The following is an 18,584-nucleotide window of genomic DNA, read 5'->3' on the forward strand; positions in this document are numbered from 1 at the left end:
CCTGAAGCGTGCGACGCAACGAAAGTTGATAGTAGTACTGCAGCTGGTAACAAAAACAAATAACAAGTAATTAGAAACTAAATATGGCTATCAAAAAAGAAAATCGTCCTAAATCAACGTTTTCAAAAATTACTATTGGCCTTGCTTCTCCCGATGCTATACTGGAGAGAAGTTATGGCGAAGTGTTGAAGCCCGAAACCATTAACTACCGTACTTACAAACCTGAGCGTGATGGTTTGTTTTGCGAAAGAATTTTTGGTCCGGTAAAAGATTACGAATGTGCCTGTGGTAAGTACAAGCGTATTCGTTATAAAGGTATCGTGTGTGACCGTTGTGGTGTGGAAGTTACCGAGAAGAAAGTACGTCGCGAGCGTATGGGTCACATTAAACTGGTTGTACCGGTGGTACATATCTGGTACTTTAAATCTTTACCTAACAAGATCGGTTATTTATTAGGTGTAAGCTCTAAAAAATTAGAGACTATCATTTACTACGAGCGCTATGTTGTAATACAGGGTGGCGTACGTGCCGATAAAGGTCAGAACCCCGGTGATCTGTTAACAGAAGAAGAGTACCTGGATATACTGGATACCTTACCAAAAGATAACCAATACTTACCGGATGATGATCCGAATAAGTTTATTGCCAAGATGGGTGCAGAAGCTGTACACGATATGTTACAGCGTATTGACCTTGACCAGTTATCATTTGACCTGCGTAATGCTGCGGCAAACGAAACATCGCAACAACGTAAGGCTGATGCCTTGAAACGTTTGAGCGTTGTAGAAGCTTTCCGTGAAGCCAATACACGTTTAACCAACCGTCCTGAGTGGATGGTGATGCAATATATCCCGGTTATTCCACCGGAACTGCGTCCGTTAGTTCCTTTGGATGGTGGCCGTTTTGCCTCATCTGATCTGAACGACTTATACCGTCGTGTGATCATCCGTAACAACCGTTTAAAAAGATTACTGGAGATCAAAGCTCCTGAAGTGATCTTACGTAACGAGAAACGTATGTTACAGGAAGCTATTGACAGCCTGTTCGATAACAGCCGTAAATCAAACGCGGTGAAAGCGGAAGGTGGTCGTGCTTTAAAATCATTATCGGATGTATTAAAAGGTAAGCAAGGTCGTTTCCGTCAGAACTTATTAGGTAAACGTGTTGACTATTCCGGTCGTTCGGTTATCGTGGTAGGTCCTGAGTTAAAATTACATGAGTGTGGTTTACCGAAGGATATGGCAGCCGAGCTGTTTAAGCCATTTATTATCCGTAAATTAATTGAAAGAGGTATTGTAAAAACAGTGAAGTCGGCCCGTAAACTGGTTGACAAGAAGGAAGCTGTGGTTTGGGATATCTTAGAGAACATATTAAAAGGTCACCCGGTAATGTTAAACCGTGCCCCAACGCTGCACCGTTTATCTATCCAGGCCTTCCAGCCTAAATTAATTGAAGGTAAAGCGATACAGTTACACCCGCTGGTAACTTCGGCATTCAACGCCGACTTTGACGGTGACCAGATGGCGGTACACGTACCTTTAAGTGCTTCGGCAATATTGGAAGCCCAGTTATTAATGCTGGCTTCGCACAATATATTAAACCCGCAGAATGGTACACCTATTACCCTTCCTTCACAGGACATGGTACTCGGTTTATACTACATTACCAAGGGTAAACGCACTAACGAAACGGAAACTTTACGTGGTGAGGGCATGCATTTTTATTCGGCAGAGGAAGTTATCATTGCTTACAATGAGAAGCAGGTTGACTTACATGCATGGATTAAAGTAAAAGCCAATATCCGTAACAGCGATGGTTTGTTAGAGCACAAATTAATTGAAACCACTGTAGGCCGTGTGATATTTAACCAGCACGTACCAGCCGAGGTAGGTTTTGTAAATGCTTTATTGACCAAGAAGAATTTACGGGAGATCATTGGTGATATTATTGATATTACCAACGTTCCTAAAACCGCTAAATTCCTGGATGATATTAAACAATTAGGTTTCCGTACTGCCTTCCAGGGTGGTTTATCATTTAGCATTAATGACTTAATTATTCCTGACGTTAAGGAAGAGTTACTGGAAAATGCGAAAAGCGAAGTTGATGAGGTTTGGGACAACTATAACATGGGTCTTATTACCAACAACGAACGTTATAACCAGATAGTGGATATCTGGAGCCGTGTGGATACACGTATTACAGAAACACTGATCCGCGAATTAAGCAGCGATAAACAAGGTTTTAACTCTGTTTACATGATGCTTGATTCCGGTGCCCGTGGTAGTAAACAGCAGATCAAACAGCTGGCTGGTATCAGGGGTCTGATGGCTAAACCAAGAAAATCAGGTTCTACCGGTTCGGAAATTATCGAAAACCCGATCCTTTCCAACTTTAAAGGTGGTCTGAACGTATTGGATTACTTTATCTCTACCCACGGTGCCCGTAAGGGTCTGGCGGATACGGCCTTAAAAACAGCGGATGCCGGTTACTTAACCCGTCGTCTGGTGGACGTATCACAGGATGTTGTAATTACCGAGGAAGATTGTGAAACCTTAAGGGGTATCACTACATCGGCCTTAAAAGATAACGAGGATATTATTGAGCCATTAGCTGACAGGATCATTGGTCGTACTTCACTGCACGACGTGTTTAACCCGGTTAGTGAAGAGCTGATCGTATCTGCAGGTGAGATCATTACCCCGGATCTGGCCAGAAAAGTAGAAGAGGCCGGTATTGAAACTTTAGATATCCGTTCGGTATTAACCTGCGAAAGCAAGCGCGGATGTTGCGTTAAATGTTATGGTAAAAACCTTGCCAGCGGTAATATTGCTCAGAAAGGTGACGCTGTAGGTATCATTGCCGCCCAGTCAATTGGTGAGCCTGGTACACAGCTTACACTTCGTACCTTCCACGTGGGGGGTGTGGCCGGATCTGCTGCTACCGATTCTACCATGCTGGCTAAGTTCGACGGCACCATTCAGTTTGACGGCTTACGTACCGTAACTACTGAAAATGCTGAAGGCGATAAAGTTCAGATCGTAATTGGACGTACCGGTGAGGTTCGTATCATTGATACTAAAAATGACCGCCTGCTGATCACCAATAACATTCCTTATGGTTCTATCCTGAATGTAAAAGATGGTCAGAAAATAAATAAAGGTGATGTGATCTGTTCATGGGACCCATACAACAACGTAATCGTTGCTGAGATCAATGGTACCATGAAATTTGAAAACGTTATTGAAGGTGTAACTTACCGTGAAGAAGCGGATGAGCAAACCGGTCACCGTGAAAAAGTGGTAATTGAAACCCGTGATAAAACCAAGATCCCGTCCATTCTTGTGGAAGGAAAAGAGATCAAATCTTACAACTTACCTACCGGTAGTCATATCATGATCGAGGAAGGTGAGGAAGTGAAAGCTGGTAAGGTATTGGTTAAAATTCCAAGGATCTTAGGTAAATTAAGAGATATCACCGGTGGTCTTCCACGTGTAACTGAATTGTTTGAAGCCCGTAACCCAAGCAACCCTGCTGTTGTTTCTGAAATTGACGGTGTGGTATCAATGGGTGCTGTAAAACGTGGTAACCGTGAGATCATTATTGAAGCGAAAGATGGTGTAGTACGTAAATACCTGGTTCCGCTGACACGCCAGATCCTGGCCCAGGATGGTGACTTTGTGAAAGCCGGCTCGCCAATGAGTGACGGACAGATCTCTCCGCAGGACATTCTTTCTATCCAGGGACCATTTGCCGTACAGCAGTACGTGGTAAATGAGATCCAGGAAGTATACCGTTTACAGGGTGTAAAAATCAACGATAAACACATCGAGGTGATCGTTCGCCAGATGATGCGTAAAGTTAGCATCGTTGATCCGGGCGATACAAGATTCCTGGAAGATGACCTGGTAGATAAGTTTGAGTTTGTGGAAGAGAATGACCTGATCTTTGATAAAAAAGTGGTAACCAATCCAGGTGATTCCAGTAAATTAAAAGCCGGCCAGATCATCAGCTTACGTGAGTTAAGAGAGGAAAACTCTATCCTGCGTCGTGCCGATAAAGCACTGGTGGAGTACCGCGATACAGCGCCTGCAACTTCAGCGCCTACCTTGTTAGGTATCACCAAAGCATCTTTAGGTGTACAAAGCTGGATATCTGCGGCCTCGTTCCAGGAAACTACTAAAGTACTGTCTTCTGCAGCCATCCATGGTAAATCAGATGACATGTTAGGCCTGAAAGAAAACGTAATTACCGGTCACTTAATACCTGCGGGTACCGGCTTACGTGACTTTGAAAACATGATTGTTGGTAGCAAGGAAGAATATGAATTGTTACAAACAACCCGTGAGGCGATGAACTTTGACGACGAAGAATAAGTAATAAAAACTTATCCATACAAAGGAGCAGGCAACTGCTCCTTTTTTTTATGCAGTCAACCGCATTACTACTATCATCGTCTGTTGTGTCACTCACTTGTGCTGCAACAATTCTATTGGCCACTTTGCAGTACTCCGTTTTTTTATCGGGGCCGCTCCCTTTGTTAATTATCAGAAAAAAAGTCCGAAACTCAGGAAGTCAGAAAGGGCGAAAGACGGTAAGATGCTTGTACCGGATCATGCGCATCTACCAATCTACAATCTTCAAGATAAAATATTAAATCCCTCTCAATTCTGAATTATCAAATCTATAATCTCCCCAAATCCCACCTCTTTAAATCAGAAATCCTAAATCCTCAATTGTTTTCTCACTTCAGTTCATTAAATTTGGAAACACATCAAAACGATATTGCCCATGTCCAAAAAATCACTATCACAGAGTCGCAGAAATTTTATTAAGAACGGCGCTATAGCTGCAGCCAGCTTTTTTATTGTACCACGCCATGTATTGGGCCGTGGATTTATTGCACCCAGTGATAAATTAAATATTGCCGGCATAGGGGTAGGAGGCATGGGAGCCGGTGACCTGGCCGAACTGGCCAAGAGCCCGCTTGTTAATATTGTTTCTTTATGTGACGTGGATGATAGAATGGCAAAAGGAGCCAGGGAAAAGTATACCAAAGCCAGTTATTATAAAGATTTCAGGGAAATGCTGGCCAAGGAAAAAAATACCATTGATGCCTGCTGTATTTCCACACCCGACCATACCCATGCCGTAGCAACCATTGCTGCTATGCAATTAGGTAAACACGTATATACACAAAAACCGCTTACGCACGATATTTATGAAGCCAGGGTACTGACCAATGCGGCTAAAAAATATAAAGTAGTTACGCAGATGGGTAACCAGGGCGGCTCAGGCGAAGGTGTACGCAGAACACAGGAAATATACAAGGCCGGTTTAATTGGTGAAGTGAAGGAAGTACAGGCGTGGACCAACCGCCCTATATGGCCGCAGAGCATTCCTACACCTACCGGTACCCATACTGTTCCGAATGAATTGAACTGGGACCTGTGGTTAGGCCCTGCCAAACATATTGATTATAACCCTGCCTACCTGCCCTTTAACTGGCGTGGCTGGTGGGCTTTTGGTACAGGTGCCCTTGGTGATATGGCCTGCCATATTTTAGATCCATTCTTCCGGATGTTACCGGTTGATTACCCCAATAGTGCAGAATGCAGCGTAGCCAATGTTTACCGGGAAATGTGGAGGGAAACTATTTATACCGACAGTTGTCCTATGTCATCCATCATTCATTTAAACTATCCGCGTAAGGATGGCAAAGGCAATATTAAACTATCCTGGTATGATGGGGGTTTAATGCCGCAACGCCCGGAAGAATTATCGCCGGAAGAAGCATTTGGTGACTGGGGCGGTGGCATATTGTTTATAGGAACCAAAGGCAAGTTATTGTGCGATTGTTATGGTGCTAATCCGCGTTTATTACCCTTAAAGAAAAATGAAGGGCTGAATGTACCTAAAACCCTTGCCCGTGTACCTGAGGGACATTATATACAATGGGTGAATGCCTGTATTGCCGGATATGGCAAGGCAAAAACAAGTTCTCCGTTCGAATATGCAGGTCCGTTTACCGAAAGCATATTAATGGGCAACCTCGCATTAAGAAGCTGGGTACTGGAAACAAAAACGGCTGACGGCAAAACAAAACTGCCCGGCCGTAAAAAACTGGTATGGGATGCAAAAAATATGAAAGTGACCAACTTTGATGAGGCCAATGCTTTTGTACGTATTCCTTACCGTGAAGGCTGGAGTTTGAATGAAACCATTTAATACATGAGTGATACGTTGGAAGTATGGATGCGCGGGCCTGTGGAAGGTGTACCGGCTTTATTGCAACCGGTGGCACATGCTTTACTGCAGGCGGTGGAAGATGCTGAAGATAAATTAATACATATAGCGCCTGCGGATTTATGGCAGCGACCTAACGGTGTTGCATCGGTTGGCTTTCATTTATTGCATATGCGTGGTGTGGTAGACCGGATGTTTACTTATTCATTGGAAAAACCATTAAGTGAAACTCAATTTGCGGCGCTAAAAGCCGAAACGGAAGTGCATGATCACCTCACAGCTTCAGATCTGGTAACAGGGTTTAAACAACAGGTAACAGAGGCCATAACGCAATTAAAACAGACAAAGGAAACCGGATTAACAGCAACCCGTTACCTGGGACGCAAACGTATTCCCGTTACATTAATAGGGTTATTATTTCATGCTGCCGAGCATATACAAAGACATACCGGACAGGCCCTGGTAACAGCCAGGATGTTGTGATATGAGAAATGGAGAGGTTATAAAAAGATTATCCCGATCACTTATTTTGTTTCACTACTTTAAAGGGGTAGATGGTGCCATTATCCTGCACCAGGCGTAACATATAAATGCCTGCTGTGTATTGCTGCATATTGATAACAATACGGTTACTGTTTACCGGTTGTTGATAAACCTGTTTACCGGTTATATCGTAACAGAATACATGGGTTATTTTTTTATTTGCCCAGCTAATAGTAAGGTTATCGGTAACAGGGTTGGGTGAAAGTTTTACCCAGTTCACCGGTTCAAAATATACCACCTGTATACGGCTATAGGTAAATGTATTATCCTTGTCGCGCATAATAAGCCGGTAAAAATTATTTCCTTCCAGTGGTGCGTGATCAATAAAACTATAATTATTTACTATGCTGGTACCCGTGGTTGCCGGTACGGAGCCAATTGTTGTCCATTGCCGGCCATTACTGCTGCGGGATATATCGTAATGGGAGAAGTTGACTTCTTTTTCAGTCTGCCATTGTAACAAACTTGTTTGTTGCTGTCGCCTGGCAGTGAAAGAAAGTAAGGTAACCGGTAAGGGTTCATTATTTACCACAATATATACAGTAGCAATATTGCTGATAACACCGTTGATATCGGTAACGGTATATAACAGGCTATCCATGCCGCCAAAAGCACTGTTTGCGGTATAAAATAGTACACCGTCTGGCCGGATGGTTACCGAACCATGCACGGGTGGTTTGTATATACTGATAGTGGTAAGATTAAAAGGCGCACAGGGGCTGGTATCATTTTCCAGCACAGCAATGCTTACCGTATCCTGGGTTTCCGTCATATCATTTACGGTAACGGGCGTAGCCGGAACAATATATACGGCGGTTGAGCTATCGGATACACAGCCTGTAGCAGCGGTACAAATTACCTTATAGGTAGCTGTTTCGCTTACTACCAGCGAAGGAAGTATGGCGCCGGGTATAGCCGTACCATTTTTAAACCATTGATAGGAGATCGCATTTTCCGCATGAGCGGTTAAGGTTTTGGTCTGACCAATACAAACAGGTGTTGTTTGCTGTGCATGGGCTGTTAACCCATACACAACAAACAACACAATAAATAATATAATTTTTCCTGTTTGCATGTATTGATGTGACTGTTATTGATTACTCAATTACAACTACCGGTGTTGTTGGAGCGGTTAATACAGTTACGGTGTGGGCTGCTGTACCGTTACAGCTGCTTAATTTGCTGCCATCGTTGGCAGGTAAGGTATAGGCTACGCTTACATTGTAAGCACCTGCAGTAGTAAGCGAGTACGTGTTATTATTGGTGCCGCTGGCTACGCTGCCTGTACCACCTGTCCAGCTAAAGTTATAACCGGTGCCGGGGGCAGCCGTTAAATTAAGTGTACTGTAATTGGTAGTGGCGCTGAGATTACCTGAGATAGTTACGCCTGCGCAAAACTCGGTACTACCGGTAATGCTGGCGGTAAGCTGGGGTAATACATACACGGTGTGTGTGGCCAGATCAGACCAACAGCCGTCGGAGTTTTGTACACGCAACCTGTAGGTTTTTGCTTCGGCAGTGGTAGCAGTAGCTAAGGTAACCGTAGTGGTGTAGTTGGCGGTTGCACCGGTTTGTAATACAGTGCTGGTACCGTCGGTCCATTCATAGGTAGTGTAAGTAATGGTACTTACATCGGGTTTTAAGGTAAAGGAAGTGCCGCTACATACATAGAAGTTGCCGGCAAAAGCGGGTAATACCATTGCAAGCGTGGCAATTGCACAAAGCAGTGTTGTTTTAAGATACATTTTTTTCATGATTGGATTTGTTTGTGTTTAATAATTGTTTATTGTAAAGAGGTATTAGGTGTTAATGGATTTGGTTTTACCGTTACTGTAACCGGGGTGCGGCCTGACGGATAATTGGTGCTGTTTTCAAATGCGACCACATGGTAGTTTTTGGTACTGGTAAGGTTAGCGGTGGTTAAAGTATGGGTAGTAGTGTTTAAGGTAGCGGCTATTTCAGTTGTATTCTCATACAACTTATAGGTATAACCTGCCTGGTAGTTTTGTATGCTCAATACAGCGGGGTTGCCTGTACAAATGGATATACTATTTACCTGTGGCGCTACAATAAAAAAAGCATAGTATAAATTAATACTGCCCAACACTCCGGTCATGTACAACCGTACACCATCATACGCTACATTGGGAGCGCCATAATTATTTTCGCCATTTACATAAGTAAGGGCAGTACCTACCAGGGTGGTATTGTTGGTAGGCTGTATTCTGGTGCCAGCCAGTACTGACAGGGAGGTGGAGGCCCTGACAAAGATGGGCGTAGTGCTGATAGGCTTATTAGTGCCTGTAAATTGCAGGTTTTGCCAGGCAAAGCCGGCTACAACGGTGGAAAGACTGGAAAAATTGGTATAATCGCCGTCGGTTGCACGAAGCGGGTTACTGACAGAACAGGTAATAATGGTATAATCGTTTTGTTGTGCGTTGGCGTACACACGCTGGGCAAATGCAAAAGAGGGGCATAGGTATAAACACAGCAGCAGGAGTATAGCTGTGCGCAGGGCCATAATAATGGCTATATTATTTTTATAGGGCCTACTTGACAATGTAGTTAACGTGCTGTTTTTTATAATGATATTGGAACAGCAAAACTAGCCGCTTTATGCAAAAAAAACTATAAGCAAAAAGCCCAAAACTTATTGAGTATTAACCATTAAGAAAGTATTTTGGGTTGATAAATGTCAACCAACCAAGGTGTTTTTTGCTTTAGTGTAACAGGGGCAGGGGACAGGAGATCTGGGTTTTTAAGATCATGATTTTTTAAAACTAACCGACCTTCTTTAGCAGTGGATGCGGATATAGTAAAGGACTGCAAGGGAGGAATAGGTTTAATAAAATGAGTGAACAGGCATGCAGGATGCAGGGCCGTATGTTAAACCAGCGGATATAAATGGGGAATAACTTATATAGGGGTTTGATTTTTAATTGTTTGTATATGAATCAATTGTAGATAACTCCAGACAGGAAATAGAAACTTTGGTATTGTTTTTTTACAAAAATCCTTACCTTTGCGGCGCCATAAGGGAAAACTGTATACGTAAGTGTACCAGAAATGCGGAGTTTTCTTTACATGGCAAATTATGAGAGTCTAATCAAACATATCGGCAAATTAATGGCAAAGTGATATTCATTTTGCGCAATAATACCTACATACCCTGCCGATAATCAACTTACCATAGCTGATAAGCGAACGGAACGATGAACGGAGCGTCGCAACATCAGCCGATAGTATTACTACAGTTGACACAATAAATATTTTAATAAACAACACGTAAACATTCAAATTAAATAGTCATGGCTGACTTAAAACTTCAAAGGAACTTTGGTATTGCCGCCCACATTGATGCGGGTAAGACCACAACGACAGAACGTATCTTACGTTACACCGGTATGATTCACCGTATTGGTGAGGTGCATGACGGTGGTGCTACAACCGACTGGATGGAGCAGGAGAAAGAAAGAGGTATTACCATTACTTCTGCAGCGGTAAGCTGTAACTGGAATTTTCCTACCGTAAAAGGTACTGCTGATGCAAACAGTAAAAAATATTCTTTTAACATTATCGATACTCCGGGTCACGTGGACTTTACCGTAGAGGTGGAGCGTAGTATGCGTGTACTGGATGGTCTGATCGCTTTATTTTCTGCGGTTGACGGTGTAGAACCTCAATCTGAAACTGTATGGCGCCAGGCTAACCGTTACAATGTACCCCGTATTGGTTTTGTAAATAAAATGGACCGTAGCGGTGCCGATTTCTTAAACGTGGTAAAACAGGTGAAAGAAATGTTAGGCTCTAAAGCTGTGCCTTTGCAGTTACCAATTGGTGCTGAAGATAATTTCCAGGGTGTGGTTGACCTTATTAAAATGAAAGGTATCATCTGGCACATGGAAACTGAAGGTATGACCTTTGACGAGATTGATATTCCTGCTGATATGCAGGCAGAAGCGGAAGAATGGCGTGCAAGCCTGGTTGAGGCAGTAGCAGAATACGATGATAAGTTAATGGAGAAATTCTTTGAAGATCCTAACAGCATCAGCGAAGACGAAATTCATGAAGCTATCCGCAAGGCTACTATTGACCTGAGCATTGTACCTATGATGTGCGGTTCTTCATTCAAAAATAAAGGTGTACAAACTGCTTTAGACGCGGTTTGCCGTTACCTGCCTTCTCCGGTAGACGTTGAAGCTATCGAAGGTACTGACCCTAACGATCCTGAAGTGAAAATGTACCGTAAACCGGATCCTAAAGAGCCGTTTGCTGCATTGGCCTTTAAAATTATGACTGACCCGTTCGTAGGTCGTCTGGCTTTCTTCCGGGCTTATTCTGGTCACCTGGATGCCGGTTCTTATGTACTGAACGTACGTAGCGGTAAGAAAGAGCGTATCAGCCGTATCATGAAAATGTTTGCCAATAAACAAAACCCTATCGACTTTATCGAAGCAGGTGATATTGGTGCAGCGGTTGGTTTTAAAGAAATTAAAACCGGTGATACCCTTTGTGACGAGAACCACCCGATTGTACTGGAGAACATGTTTATTCCTGAGCCGGTAATTGCTATTGCCGTTGAGCCTAAAACACAGGCCGACGTTGATAAAATGGGTATGGCTATTGCCAAGCTGGTTGAGGAAGATCCTACATTACGTGTGAACACTGACGAAGATACCGGCCAGACCATCTTACGTGGTATGGGTGAGCTTCACCTGGAAATCATCATTGACCGTATGCGTCGTGAGTTTAAGGTAGAAGTGAACCAGGGTGCTCCGCAGGTTGCTTATAAAGAGGCTTTCAATGCCACTGTACAACACCGTGAGACGTTGAAAAAACAAACCGGTGGTCGTGGTAAATTTGCCGACGTTATGTTTGAGTTAGGCCCTGTTGATGAAGATTGGAAAAAAGAGAATCCTGATAAAAACTTCCAGTTTGTTAACAATATCGTAGGTGGTTCTATTCCACGTGAGTTCATTGCTCCGATCCAGAAAGGATTTGAAGCTTCTATGACCACTGGTGTATTGGCCAACTACCCTGTTGACAACATGAAGATCCGTATTTTCGACGGTAGCTTCCACGCAGTTGACTCTGATGGTATGTCGTTTGAGTTATGTGCCAAACAAGGTTTCCGTGAAGCGGCACGTAAAGCTAAACCTGTATTATTAGAGCCTATTATGAAAGTGGAAGTAATTACTCCTGCTCAGTACATGGGTGATGTAACAGGTGACCTGAACCGTCGTCGTGGTATGATGGAAGGTATGGACAGCCGTGCCGGTGCCGAGGTGATCAAAGCCAAAGTACCTTTGAGCGAAATGTTTGGTTATGTAACCCAGCTGCGTTCATTGTCTTCTGGCCGTGCATCTTCTACCATGGAGTTCTCTCATTACGCTGCTGCTCCAAGCAATATTTCTGAAGAAGTAGTTGCTAAAGCAAAAGGTAAAGTAAATGCATAATTAAAATTGTAATTACTACATATCAACGCCCCGCAGTTTACTGCGGGGCGTTTTGTTTTTTGGTGCTGGCAGCAACAAGGGTTATCATCGTTCCCCGAGCAATGCCAAAACATTGTTTTAGTTACACACTTATTATGCCGGTAGTTTTACCGGCTGTTGAAAATGGTACCCCTATGCCGTTACGGGTGTAACGCTAAAGAGGTACAAGGGCGGTTTAAACTTTTTAAAATAGTGCATAGGATCAGAAAAATAATGTGGCACATTATGTAATACTGCCGGTAAATATTATTTTTAACTATTATAAATCTCCACCATGTTTAAGACATTAAGATCAGCCGGTATTATTGTGTTACTGTTATTTGCCCTGTCCGTAAGGGCCCAGCAATTTGAATCGGCCATTGACTACAACGATTATTTAAGTTCGGTTACGGATACTTTGTATACGCTTGGGGGCAAATGGGGCAGTAAATTCAGCGAGGTGAAGGATAAACGGGAATTTGAAAAACTTACTCCTGTGCGTAAAGAGATACAGGCTTTTATTGAGCGTAAGAAGATGGAGTATTTTTTATTGAAGGACTTTAAAGGGTCGGCACGGTTGCGCCTGGCGATGGTGGAATTTCTGGTGTTCCAGGGCTATATGATTGAGCAGGGGTTTATGCCTTTTGAAAGTTTAAGTAAAACAGCTTCTGATACTGTAATAGATGACTACGTAAAAAAACTGACCACTCTTTCCGAGGGGGAGGGTAATATGCTGCAAAAGGTGATAAAAGAACAGGAAGCCTATGCCGAAAAAAACGGGTTCAGAATAGGTGATTAACCTGTTAATGGGGTGGAAGCACTTTCCGCCGGGGTATTTTATAAGTATGCCTCCATCCCGGATTGCCGTGCCTGACGCTTAAATTTCTTTACTTTTGCGTACCAACTCAAATACATGGCACAATCTTACAGTCAGTTCAGGGCATTATGGGCGATTACAAGGGCGAGTTTTAAAGCCATTTTCAAACAGCCCGCTTCTATTATTTTCAGTTTACTGTTTCCCATTGTTTTTATTTTAATCTTTGGCGCCTTCAGTAATGGTGGCGGTGGCAGCCAGCCCATTGCAATTATACCAGGCAGTGATACGACCAATGCTTTATTTGACAGTATCAAAGCCAATCCATATATCAGGATATCCACTTTGAAAGATACTGCCCGCATGCGGGATGCCATTGAAAGAGGGAACCTGACCGCCATGCTGAAAATTGATAAAGTGCCGGTGGATTCGTTTAACAGTTATAAAGTAAAAGTAATTGCTACTTCGGCCAGTGGCAGCAATTTAGGCGAGTTATTACAACAACTGGATTACCTGGCCATGAAGACGGAACTGGACGAAGCGCATATAAGCGAACGGCATTACCATTTACAGCCTATGGTGTATGAAGGGCGGAAATACAGGCGTATAGATTTTATTTTACCGGGCCAGCTTGGCTTTTCCATTTTATTTGCCACTTTATTTGGTATTGCCATTACCTTTTTTAACCTGCGGGAACAACTGGTATTAAAACGGTTTTATGCCACGCCGGTGAAAAAGATCAATATTTTAATAGGTATTGGGGCCAGCCGTTTATTTTTCCAGGTAGTGAATGTGCTGGTATTGATACTTTTCGGGTATTTCTTTCTGAACTTTACCCTGGTACATGGTGTTGTAACGGTTGTTGAGATGTTACTGCTGACCCTGGTGATGCTTTTCCTGTTAATGGGAGTAGGCCTCATCATCAGCAGTGTGGCTAAATCGGATGCGATCATTCCTTTATTGATAAATATTTTCGGCTTTCCGCAAATGTTATTATCGGGTACTTTTTTCCCCATTGAAGTATTTCCCAAATGGTTGCAGGACCTTTGCCAGGCGCTACCCTTAACGCAGTTCAATAATGCCATGCGCAAAATATCGTTCGATGGGCTGCATTTGTTTGACTGCTGGAAAGAGCTGGGCATATTGGGTATATGGATAGCTGTGGTTTACCTGGTGGTGAATAAGGTGATGAAGTGGGAGTAGGGTTAATTTGATGATTGGTTAATTTGATGATTTGGTAATGGGTGACAAGGGAAAGAGTGATGTGTTTATTGTATGCTACTGAGAAGAAAATAGTTTACAGTTTCTATAAAAAGGTTGATTAAAAATTAGAGTTTTGAAAGTAATAAAATTAGCGCTGATCAGTTTTTTAGTCCTGTTCCTGCTGGTAACAGCGATCACTTTTTTTATCCCTTCCAAAATACGGATATCAAGGGCGGTAAATATTAAAGCGGAGTCTGGCACCATCATTGCGCAGCTGAATGATATCCGTAACTGGAAAAACTGGTATCCCGGCTTTGATACCCTTAGCCTGAATAAGCCATTGGAAGAGGGCGGAAAAGTAACTTTTGCAGAAGTAAGGGGATCGCAGATTGCATTGATACAGGACAGTGCCACGCATATCAGTGCTACCTTCAATAAGCCGGATGCACAAAAAATGAATATGGGCTGGCAGGTGATCAGTCATGAAGGTTCGGACCTGGTAACGGTGCAATGGTATATAGATTTTAAACTGAAATGGTACCCCTGGGAGAAGTTCTCCAGTCTTTCGTTTGAAGCCCGTTACGGCTCTATGCTGGAGAACGGACTGGCCGCTTTGAAAAACTTTTTAGAGACCAAATAATATCATAAACCTCAAATCTGAATAACATGAAATCGGTATTTTTTATGGCATTAGCCATGTGTACCATGCTGGTATCGCAGGCGCAGAATGAAGATAAATCTAAAAGAAAAAGCCCGCCGGCAGTAGCAAAAGCTACCATTGCCAGTGGTGCTACCGTTACTATCGATTACAGCCAGCCCTCTGTAAAAGGCCGGGTGATAGGGGAATCGCTGGAACCCAAAAAAGGGGAAGTATGGCGTGCAGGTGCCAACGAATCAACCATTTTTGAAGTGGACAAGGATGTAACCATCAACGGTAAAAAACTGCCTGCCGGTAAATATTCTTTCTTTACACTGGACAATGGCGATAACTGGACCCTGATCTTTAATAAAGTATGGAAAGACTGGGGCGCTTATAAATACAAGGAAAGTGAAGATGCACTACGTGTAACGGTACAACCTGACCGCAAGCACAAACCTTTTACCGAAACCCTTACCTATAAAGTAGAAAAAAATGGTGCGGTAAGCCTGTTATGGGGTGACCTGAAGGTTGGGTTTACAGTAAAGTAATTGATTATTAATTATTTAGATAAGGCTGAAACAGGCTGGGATGTTCGTGCAGGACATTTTAGTTTGTTTCGGCCTTTTTTGTGCTTATGTTGCACCGGGAATGCAGCGGTTGCAAAGCACCCGTTGTCAATCTGGTGAATGAATGACAGATGATAAGCGTCTAATAACGGATTGCCTCAAAGGCAAATTAAGTGCACAAAGGGAGTTGTACGAAAAATACGCCGGTACTATGCTGGGCGTATGTTTTCGTTATACCCGTTCGTTACCGGATGCCGAAGATGTATTACAGGAAGGGTTTGTAAAAGTATATAACAAGTTAGGCCAGTTTAAATTTGAAGGAGAGCTGGGTGGCTGGATCAGGAGGATCATGGTAACAACAGCCCTGAACTTTTTAAAAAAGAACAAGCGTTACCAGACTGAAATGTTCTTTACCGAAGAGTACATGCACCCTGTAACCAATGATAATCCCGAAATAAATATGGAAGCCAAGGAAATTGCCGGCCTGATCAGGCAGTTACCACAGGGTTACCAGGTTATTTTTAACCTGCATGCCGTGGAAGGCTATTCCCATGTGGAAATAGGGCAGATACTCGGGATCAGTGACAGTACATCCCGGTCCCAATATGCCCGCGCCAGGGCTGTATTGGTAAGCTGGATAAAGACCTTGCAGGAGGAAAGATTGGCGAATAATGAAACCTTAACTTATGTCGGCAAATAATTTTGAACAAGAGGTGGAGCAAAGGCTGGCCCGGTTACAAATGAAGCCATCAGATGGGGTATGGCAGAAACTGGAAGCCGGTTTGCAAAGAAAAAAACGGAGAAGGACGTTCTTCCTGTTTTTTCTTGCTGCCTTGTTATGTGCCGGCGGGGGATATGGGGTTTGGACGCAATCCGGACTGAATAATAAGGAACTGGCCGATACAAAACCAGTAACCACCGTGCCTGGTTCAAACGAGCCGGCAACAGCTAATACAGTCGTGAAGGAAAATGATCATGAAACGGTAAATACCGTTACCCAGGAAGAAAAAGTAAAGACTATCCCGTCAGATCCGGCTGTTCCCGGTGTTACCCATCAGCCTGTAACTGTTACCAGGAACGTCCGCCAGGATCAGGCCGTTACCCAAAAATTTAAACAGCCTACATTAAAGCAGGTGCCCGTTAGTGACCGCACTTTGCATAGCAATAACAATAATATAGCCGTACCTGATAATAAGGGCGATGTAACGGATGCGGGAAATACAATGGTGTTTGTAAATAATGATTCAGCAGCCTTACAGCAGTACCGTTTAATAAATGAGGGTGCGTTTGCTGACAGGGACTATACCGGATTAAATGATACGGACCAGGTGAGCGCTTTATTACCTGATCCGGCAAAATTCCCGCAACCGGTAAACGCAAATGAACCGGTTATACAAAAGGTCAAACAAAAATATCCTTTTTACTGGGGTGTAGAAGTGCTGGCAGGTGTATCCGGTTCGGTGGAAAAGAAAGAGCCGTTTAGTAAGCCCGCACAGACGGATATGATCAATAGCCCAAACCCTAACCCTAGTATGGGGTATTATAATGCTTCCAGCCCCCTGCTGAACAACACGGCTATATGGGAAAGCCAGAATGTTCACCGGGCTTCTACCTCCCATTCGTTCGGTGTAGCGGGGTATAAACAATTTACCAAAAGGAGCGCTGTGTCCTTCGGTGTATCTTATCAATACTTGTCAACCGCTACCAAAGTAGGGGATAGCACCACAACGGTAAACACTAACAATACCATGCGTACCTATTACTCGGGTAGCGAGATGAAAAATTATATCAATAAATTTCATTTCATTAATATTCCTGTAACCCATCATTTAATATTGAACCGGAATGAAAATATGCCCTTTAGCTGGGACCTGGGCATGTCGGCCAGTCAATTACTGAGCACCAATGCACTGGTGATGTCATCCTACCTGGGTGGTAGCTTACATGAGGATAAACAGGCATTTACTAAAACACATTTCTTTATACATACCGGCCTGACCATTGGTTTAACCAACAATAAAAACAGGCTTTGGCAGTTAGGTCCGGTAGTAAGTTACGGGCTTAATAAAATTGGACAGGAAAAAAGCGATGACAAAAACTTCTGGCAGGTAGGGATCAGATTAAGGTGCCTGTTACGTTAATAATAGTTTATGCTGTTGTATTGATGAATTTAAGGTTACGCATGATACCCTTGTATTTACTGCGTTTCAAAGGCGAATGTTTAAATATCTTTTTAAAGCTGTCTTCGGTCATATGCTCCCATTCCTTTGTGCTGAGGTTTAATAATTCAGGTATAGGTCTGAACCCTTCTTCTTGATTGGCTTTACTGAAACGGTTCCAGGGACAAACATCCTGGCAGGTATCACAGCCAAACATCCAGTTATCAAACCGGCCCTGCATATGCTCGGGGATCAGCTCATCTTTTAATTCAATGGTAAAATAAGAGATACACTGGCTGCCATTTACTACTTTATTGGGTAATATGGCCTGTGTAGGGCAGGCGTCAATACATTTTGTACAGGTGCCGCAGAAATCACGGGCAAAGGGATCATCGGGTATAAGTGGCAGATCGGTGATCAGAGTGGCAATAAAGAAAAATGAGCCGCTTTGCTTATTGATCAGGTTACCGTTTTTACCTACCCAGCCCAGGCCGCTTTTTTGTGCCCAGGTACGTTCTAACACCGGAGCAGAGTCAACAAAGCCTCTTCCGCTGATAGCGCCTACCTCTTCATGTAATATGGCCAGTAACTGATTGAGCGATTGCCTGATGACAGTATGATAATCTTCGCCAAATGCATATTTGGATATTTTGGGGGCGTCAGCTTCCTGCAGTTGGGAGGGATAGTAATTCTTTAAAAAGGTAATGACCGATTTGGCGCCGGGTACCAGTTTGGTAGGGTCAACCCGCATATCAAAATGGTTTTCCATATAGTGCATACTTCCCTGCATGCCTTTGTTTAACCAGCTTTCCAGTTTACGGGCGTCCTCATCTAAAAAACCGGCCTGGGCAATGCCGCAATAATCAAAACCGCAACGTGTTGCGGCCTGTTTAACCAGTTGTGTATTTTTTTCAATTACTCCCAAAAAGCTTATTTACT

Annotated in this window: 14 protein-coding genes; 10 read left to right on the plus strand and 4 right to left on the minus strand. The window is 43.2% G+C overall.

The window, feature by feature from the left end:
- The first annotated feature begins 83 nt into the window (after nt 1–83).
- From rpoC to ACFS6H_RS08050, 3 genes are all read left to right on the plus strand, one after another.
- Entirely contained in the window at nt 84–4,376 is a 4,293-nt protein-coding gene (rpoC, locus tag ACFS6H_RS08040) for a DNA-directed RNA polymerase subunit beta' (RefSeq protein ID WP_386097048.1), read from the plus strand.
- Between the two features lie 415 nt (nt 4,377–4,791).
- A complete protein-coding gene (locus ACFS6H_RS08045; RefSeq protein WP_386097050.1) occupies nt 4,792–6,228 on the plus strand; it encodes a Gfo/Idh/MocA family protein in 1,437 nt (478 codons plus the stop codon).
- Nucleotides 6,229–6,231: 3 nt separating this feature from the next.
- On the plus strand, nt 6,232–6,729 hold the full coding sequence (locus ACFS6H_RS08050; protein ID WP_386097052.1) for a DinB family protein: 498 nt from the start codon (nt 6,232–6,234) through the stop codon (nt 6,727–6,729).
- A gap of 37 nt (nt 6,730–6,766) precedes the next feature.
- Here the strand turns inward: ACFS6H_RS08050 and ACFS6H_RS08055 are convergent, their stop codons facing one another.
- Genes ACFS6H_RS08055 through ACFS6H_RS08065 form a run of 3 tightly spaced genes read right to left on the minus strand, consistent with a single transcriptional unit; the run spans nt 6,767 to nt 9,310 of the window.
- Complete coding sequence (locus tag ACFS6H_RS08055; protein ID WP_386097054.1) at nt 6,767–7,864, minus strand: Ig-like domain-containing protein; 1,098 nt, start codon at nt 7,862–7,864, stop codon at nt 6,767–6,769.
- A 22-nt stretch (nt 7,865–7,886) separates the two neighbouring features.
- Nucleotides 7,887–8,543: a hypothetical protein gene (locus ACFS6H_RS08060; RefSeq protein WP_386097056.1), complete on the minus strand. Its 657-nt coding sequence runs from the start codon at nt 8,541–8,543 to the stop codon at nt 7,887–7,889.
- Between the two features lie 29 nt (nt 8,544–8,572).
- Entirely contained in the window at nt 8,573–9,310 is a 738-nt protein-coding gene (locus ACFS6H_RS08065; RefSeq protein WP_386097058.1) for an immunoglobulin domain-containing protein, read from the minus strand.
- Nucleotides 9,311–10,097: 787 nt separating this feature from the next.
- On the opposite strand from ACFS6H_RS08065, the gene fusA reads away from it, so the two are divergent.
- From fusA to ACFS6H_RS08100, 7 genes are all read left to right on the plus strand, one after another.
- Complete coding sequence (gene fusA / locus ACFS6H_RS08070) at nt 10,098–12,245, plus strand: elongation factor G (protein ID WP_386097060.1); 2,148 nt, start codon at nt 10,098–10,100, stop codon at nt 12,243–12,245.
- 313 nt (nt 12,246–12,558) lie between these two features.
- Nucleotides 12,559–13,062, plus strand: a complete 504-nt coding sequence (locus ACFS6H_RS08075; protein ID WP_386097062.1) for a hypothetical protein — start codon at nt 12,559–12,561, stop codon at nt 13,060–13,062.
- A gap of 114 nt (nt 13,063–13,176) precedes the next feature.
- Nucleotides 13,177–14,280 carry an ABC transporter permease gene (locus ACFS6H_RS08080; RefSeq protein ID WP_386097064.1) on the plus strand — a complete coding sequence of 368 codons (1,104 nt, stop codon included), beginning with the start codon at nt 13,177–13,179 and terminating at the stop codon, nt 14,278–14,280.
- 133 nt (nt 14,281–14,413) lie between these two features.
- Entirely contained in the window at nt 14,414–14,920 is a 507-nt protein-coding gene (locus tag ACFS6H_RS08085) for an SRPBCC family protein (RefSeq protein WP_386097066.1), read from the plus strand.
- A 26-nt stretch (nt 14,921–14,946) separates the two neighbouring features.
- Complete coding sequence (locus tag ACFS6H_RS08090) at nt 14,947–15,468, plus strand: DUF2911 domain-containing protein (protein WP_386097068.1); 522 nt, start codon at nt 14,947–14,949, stop codon at nt 15,466–15,468.
- Between the two features lie 142 nt (nt 15,469–15,610).
- Nucleotides 15,611–16,186, plus strand: a complete 576-nt coding sequence (locus ACFS6H_RS08095; protein WP_386097070.1) for an RNA polymerase sigma factor — start codon at nt 15,611–15,613, stop codon at nt 16,184–16,186.
- Nucleotides 16,173–17,627 carry a hypothetical protein gene (locus ACFS6H_RS08100; protein ID WP_386097072.1) on the plus strand — a complete coding sequence of 485 codons (1,455 nt, stop codon included), beginning with the start codon at nt 16,173–16,175 and terminating at the stop codon, nt 17,625–17,627. Before ACFS6H_RS08095 ends, ACFS6H_RS08100 begins: the two co-directional genes overlap by 14 nt.
- A 7-nt stretch (nt 17,628–17,634) precedes the next feature.
- Here the strand turns inward: ACFS6H_RS08100 and queG are convergent, their stop codons facing one another.
- Entirely contained in the window at nt 17,635–18,570 is a 936-nt protein-coding gene (queG, locus tag ACFS6H_RS08105; RefSeq protein ID WP_386097074.1) for a tRNA epoxyqueuosine(34) reductase QueG, read from the minus strand.
- Nucleotides 18,571–18,584 lie beyond the last annotated feature (14 nt).

The sequence above is a fragment of the Terrimonas rubra genome, from assembly GCF_042686025.1.
In the GTDB taxonomy this organism is placed as follows: domain Bacteria; phylum Bacteroidota; class Bacteroidia; order Chitinophagales; family Chitinophagaceae; genus Terrimonas; species Terrimonas rubra.

What these genes read in the sequence shown, in the direction of transcription:
- ACFS6H_RS08090 (WP_386097068.1), top strand. Translation starts at nt 14,947, where the DNA reads ATGAAATCGGTATTTTTTATGGCATTAGCCATGTGTACCATGCTGGTA.
- ACFS6H_RS08100 (WP_386097072.1), top strand. Translation starts at nt 16,173, where the DNA reads ATGTCGGCAAATAATTTTGAACAAGAGGTGGAGCAAAGGCTGGCCCGG.
- ACFS6H_RS08080 (WP_386097064.1), top strand. Translation starts at nt 13,177, where the DNA reads ATGGCACAATCTTACAGTCAGTTCAGGGCATTATGGGCGATTACAAGG.
- ACFS6H_RS08045 (WP_386097050.1), top strand. Translation starts at nt 4,792, where the DNA reads ATGTCCAAAAAATCACTATCACAGAGTCGCAGAAATTTTATTAAGAAC.
- ACFS6H_RS08055 (WP_386097054.1), bottom strand. Translation starts at nt 7,864, where the DNA reads ATGCAAACAGGAAAAATTATATTATTTATTGTGTTGTTTGTTGTGTAT.
- ACFS6H_RS08065 (WP_386097058.1), bottom strand. Translation starts at nt 9,310, where the DNA reads ATGGCCCTGCGCACAGCTATACTCCTGCTGCTGTGTTTATACCTATGC.
- ACFS6H_RS08050 (WP_386097052.1), top strand. Translation starts at nt 6,232, where the DNA reads ATGAGTGATACGTTGGAAGTATGGATGCGCGGGCCTGTGGAAGGTGTA.
- ACFS6H_RS08095 (WP_386097070.1), top strand. Translation starts at nt 15,611, where the DNA reads ATGACAGATGATAAGCGTCTAATAACGGATTGCCTCAAAGGCAAATTA.
- ACFS6H_RS08060 (WP_386097056.1), bottom strand. Translation starts at nt 8,543, where the DNA reads ATGAAAAAAATGTATCTTAAAACAACACTGCTTTGTGCAATTGCCACG.
- rpoC (WP_386097048.1), top strand. Translation starts at nt 84, where the DNA reads ATGGCTATCAAAAAAGAAAATCGTCCTAAATCAACGTTTTCAAAAATT.
- ACFS6H_RS08075 (WP_386097062.1), top strand. Translation starts at nt 12,559, where the DNA reads ATGTTTAAGACATTAAGATCAGCCGGTATTATTGTGTTACTGTTATTT.
- fusA (WP_386097060.1), top strand. Translation starts at nt 10,098, where the DNA reads ATGGCTGACTTAAAACTTCAAAGGAACTTTGGTATTGCCGCCCACATT.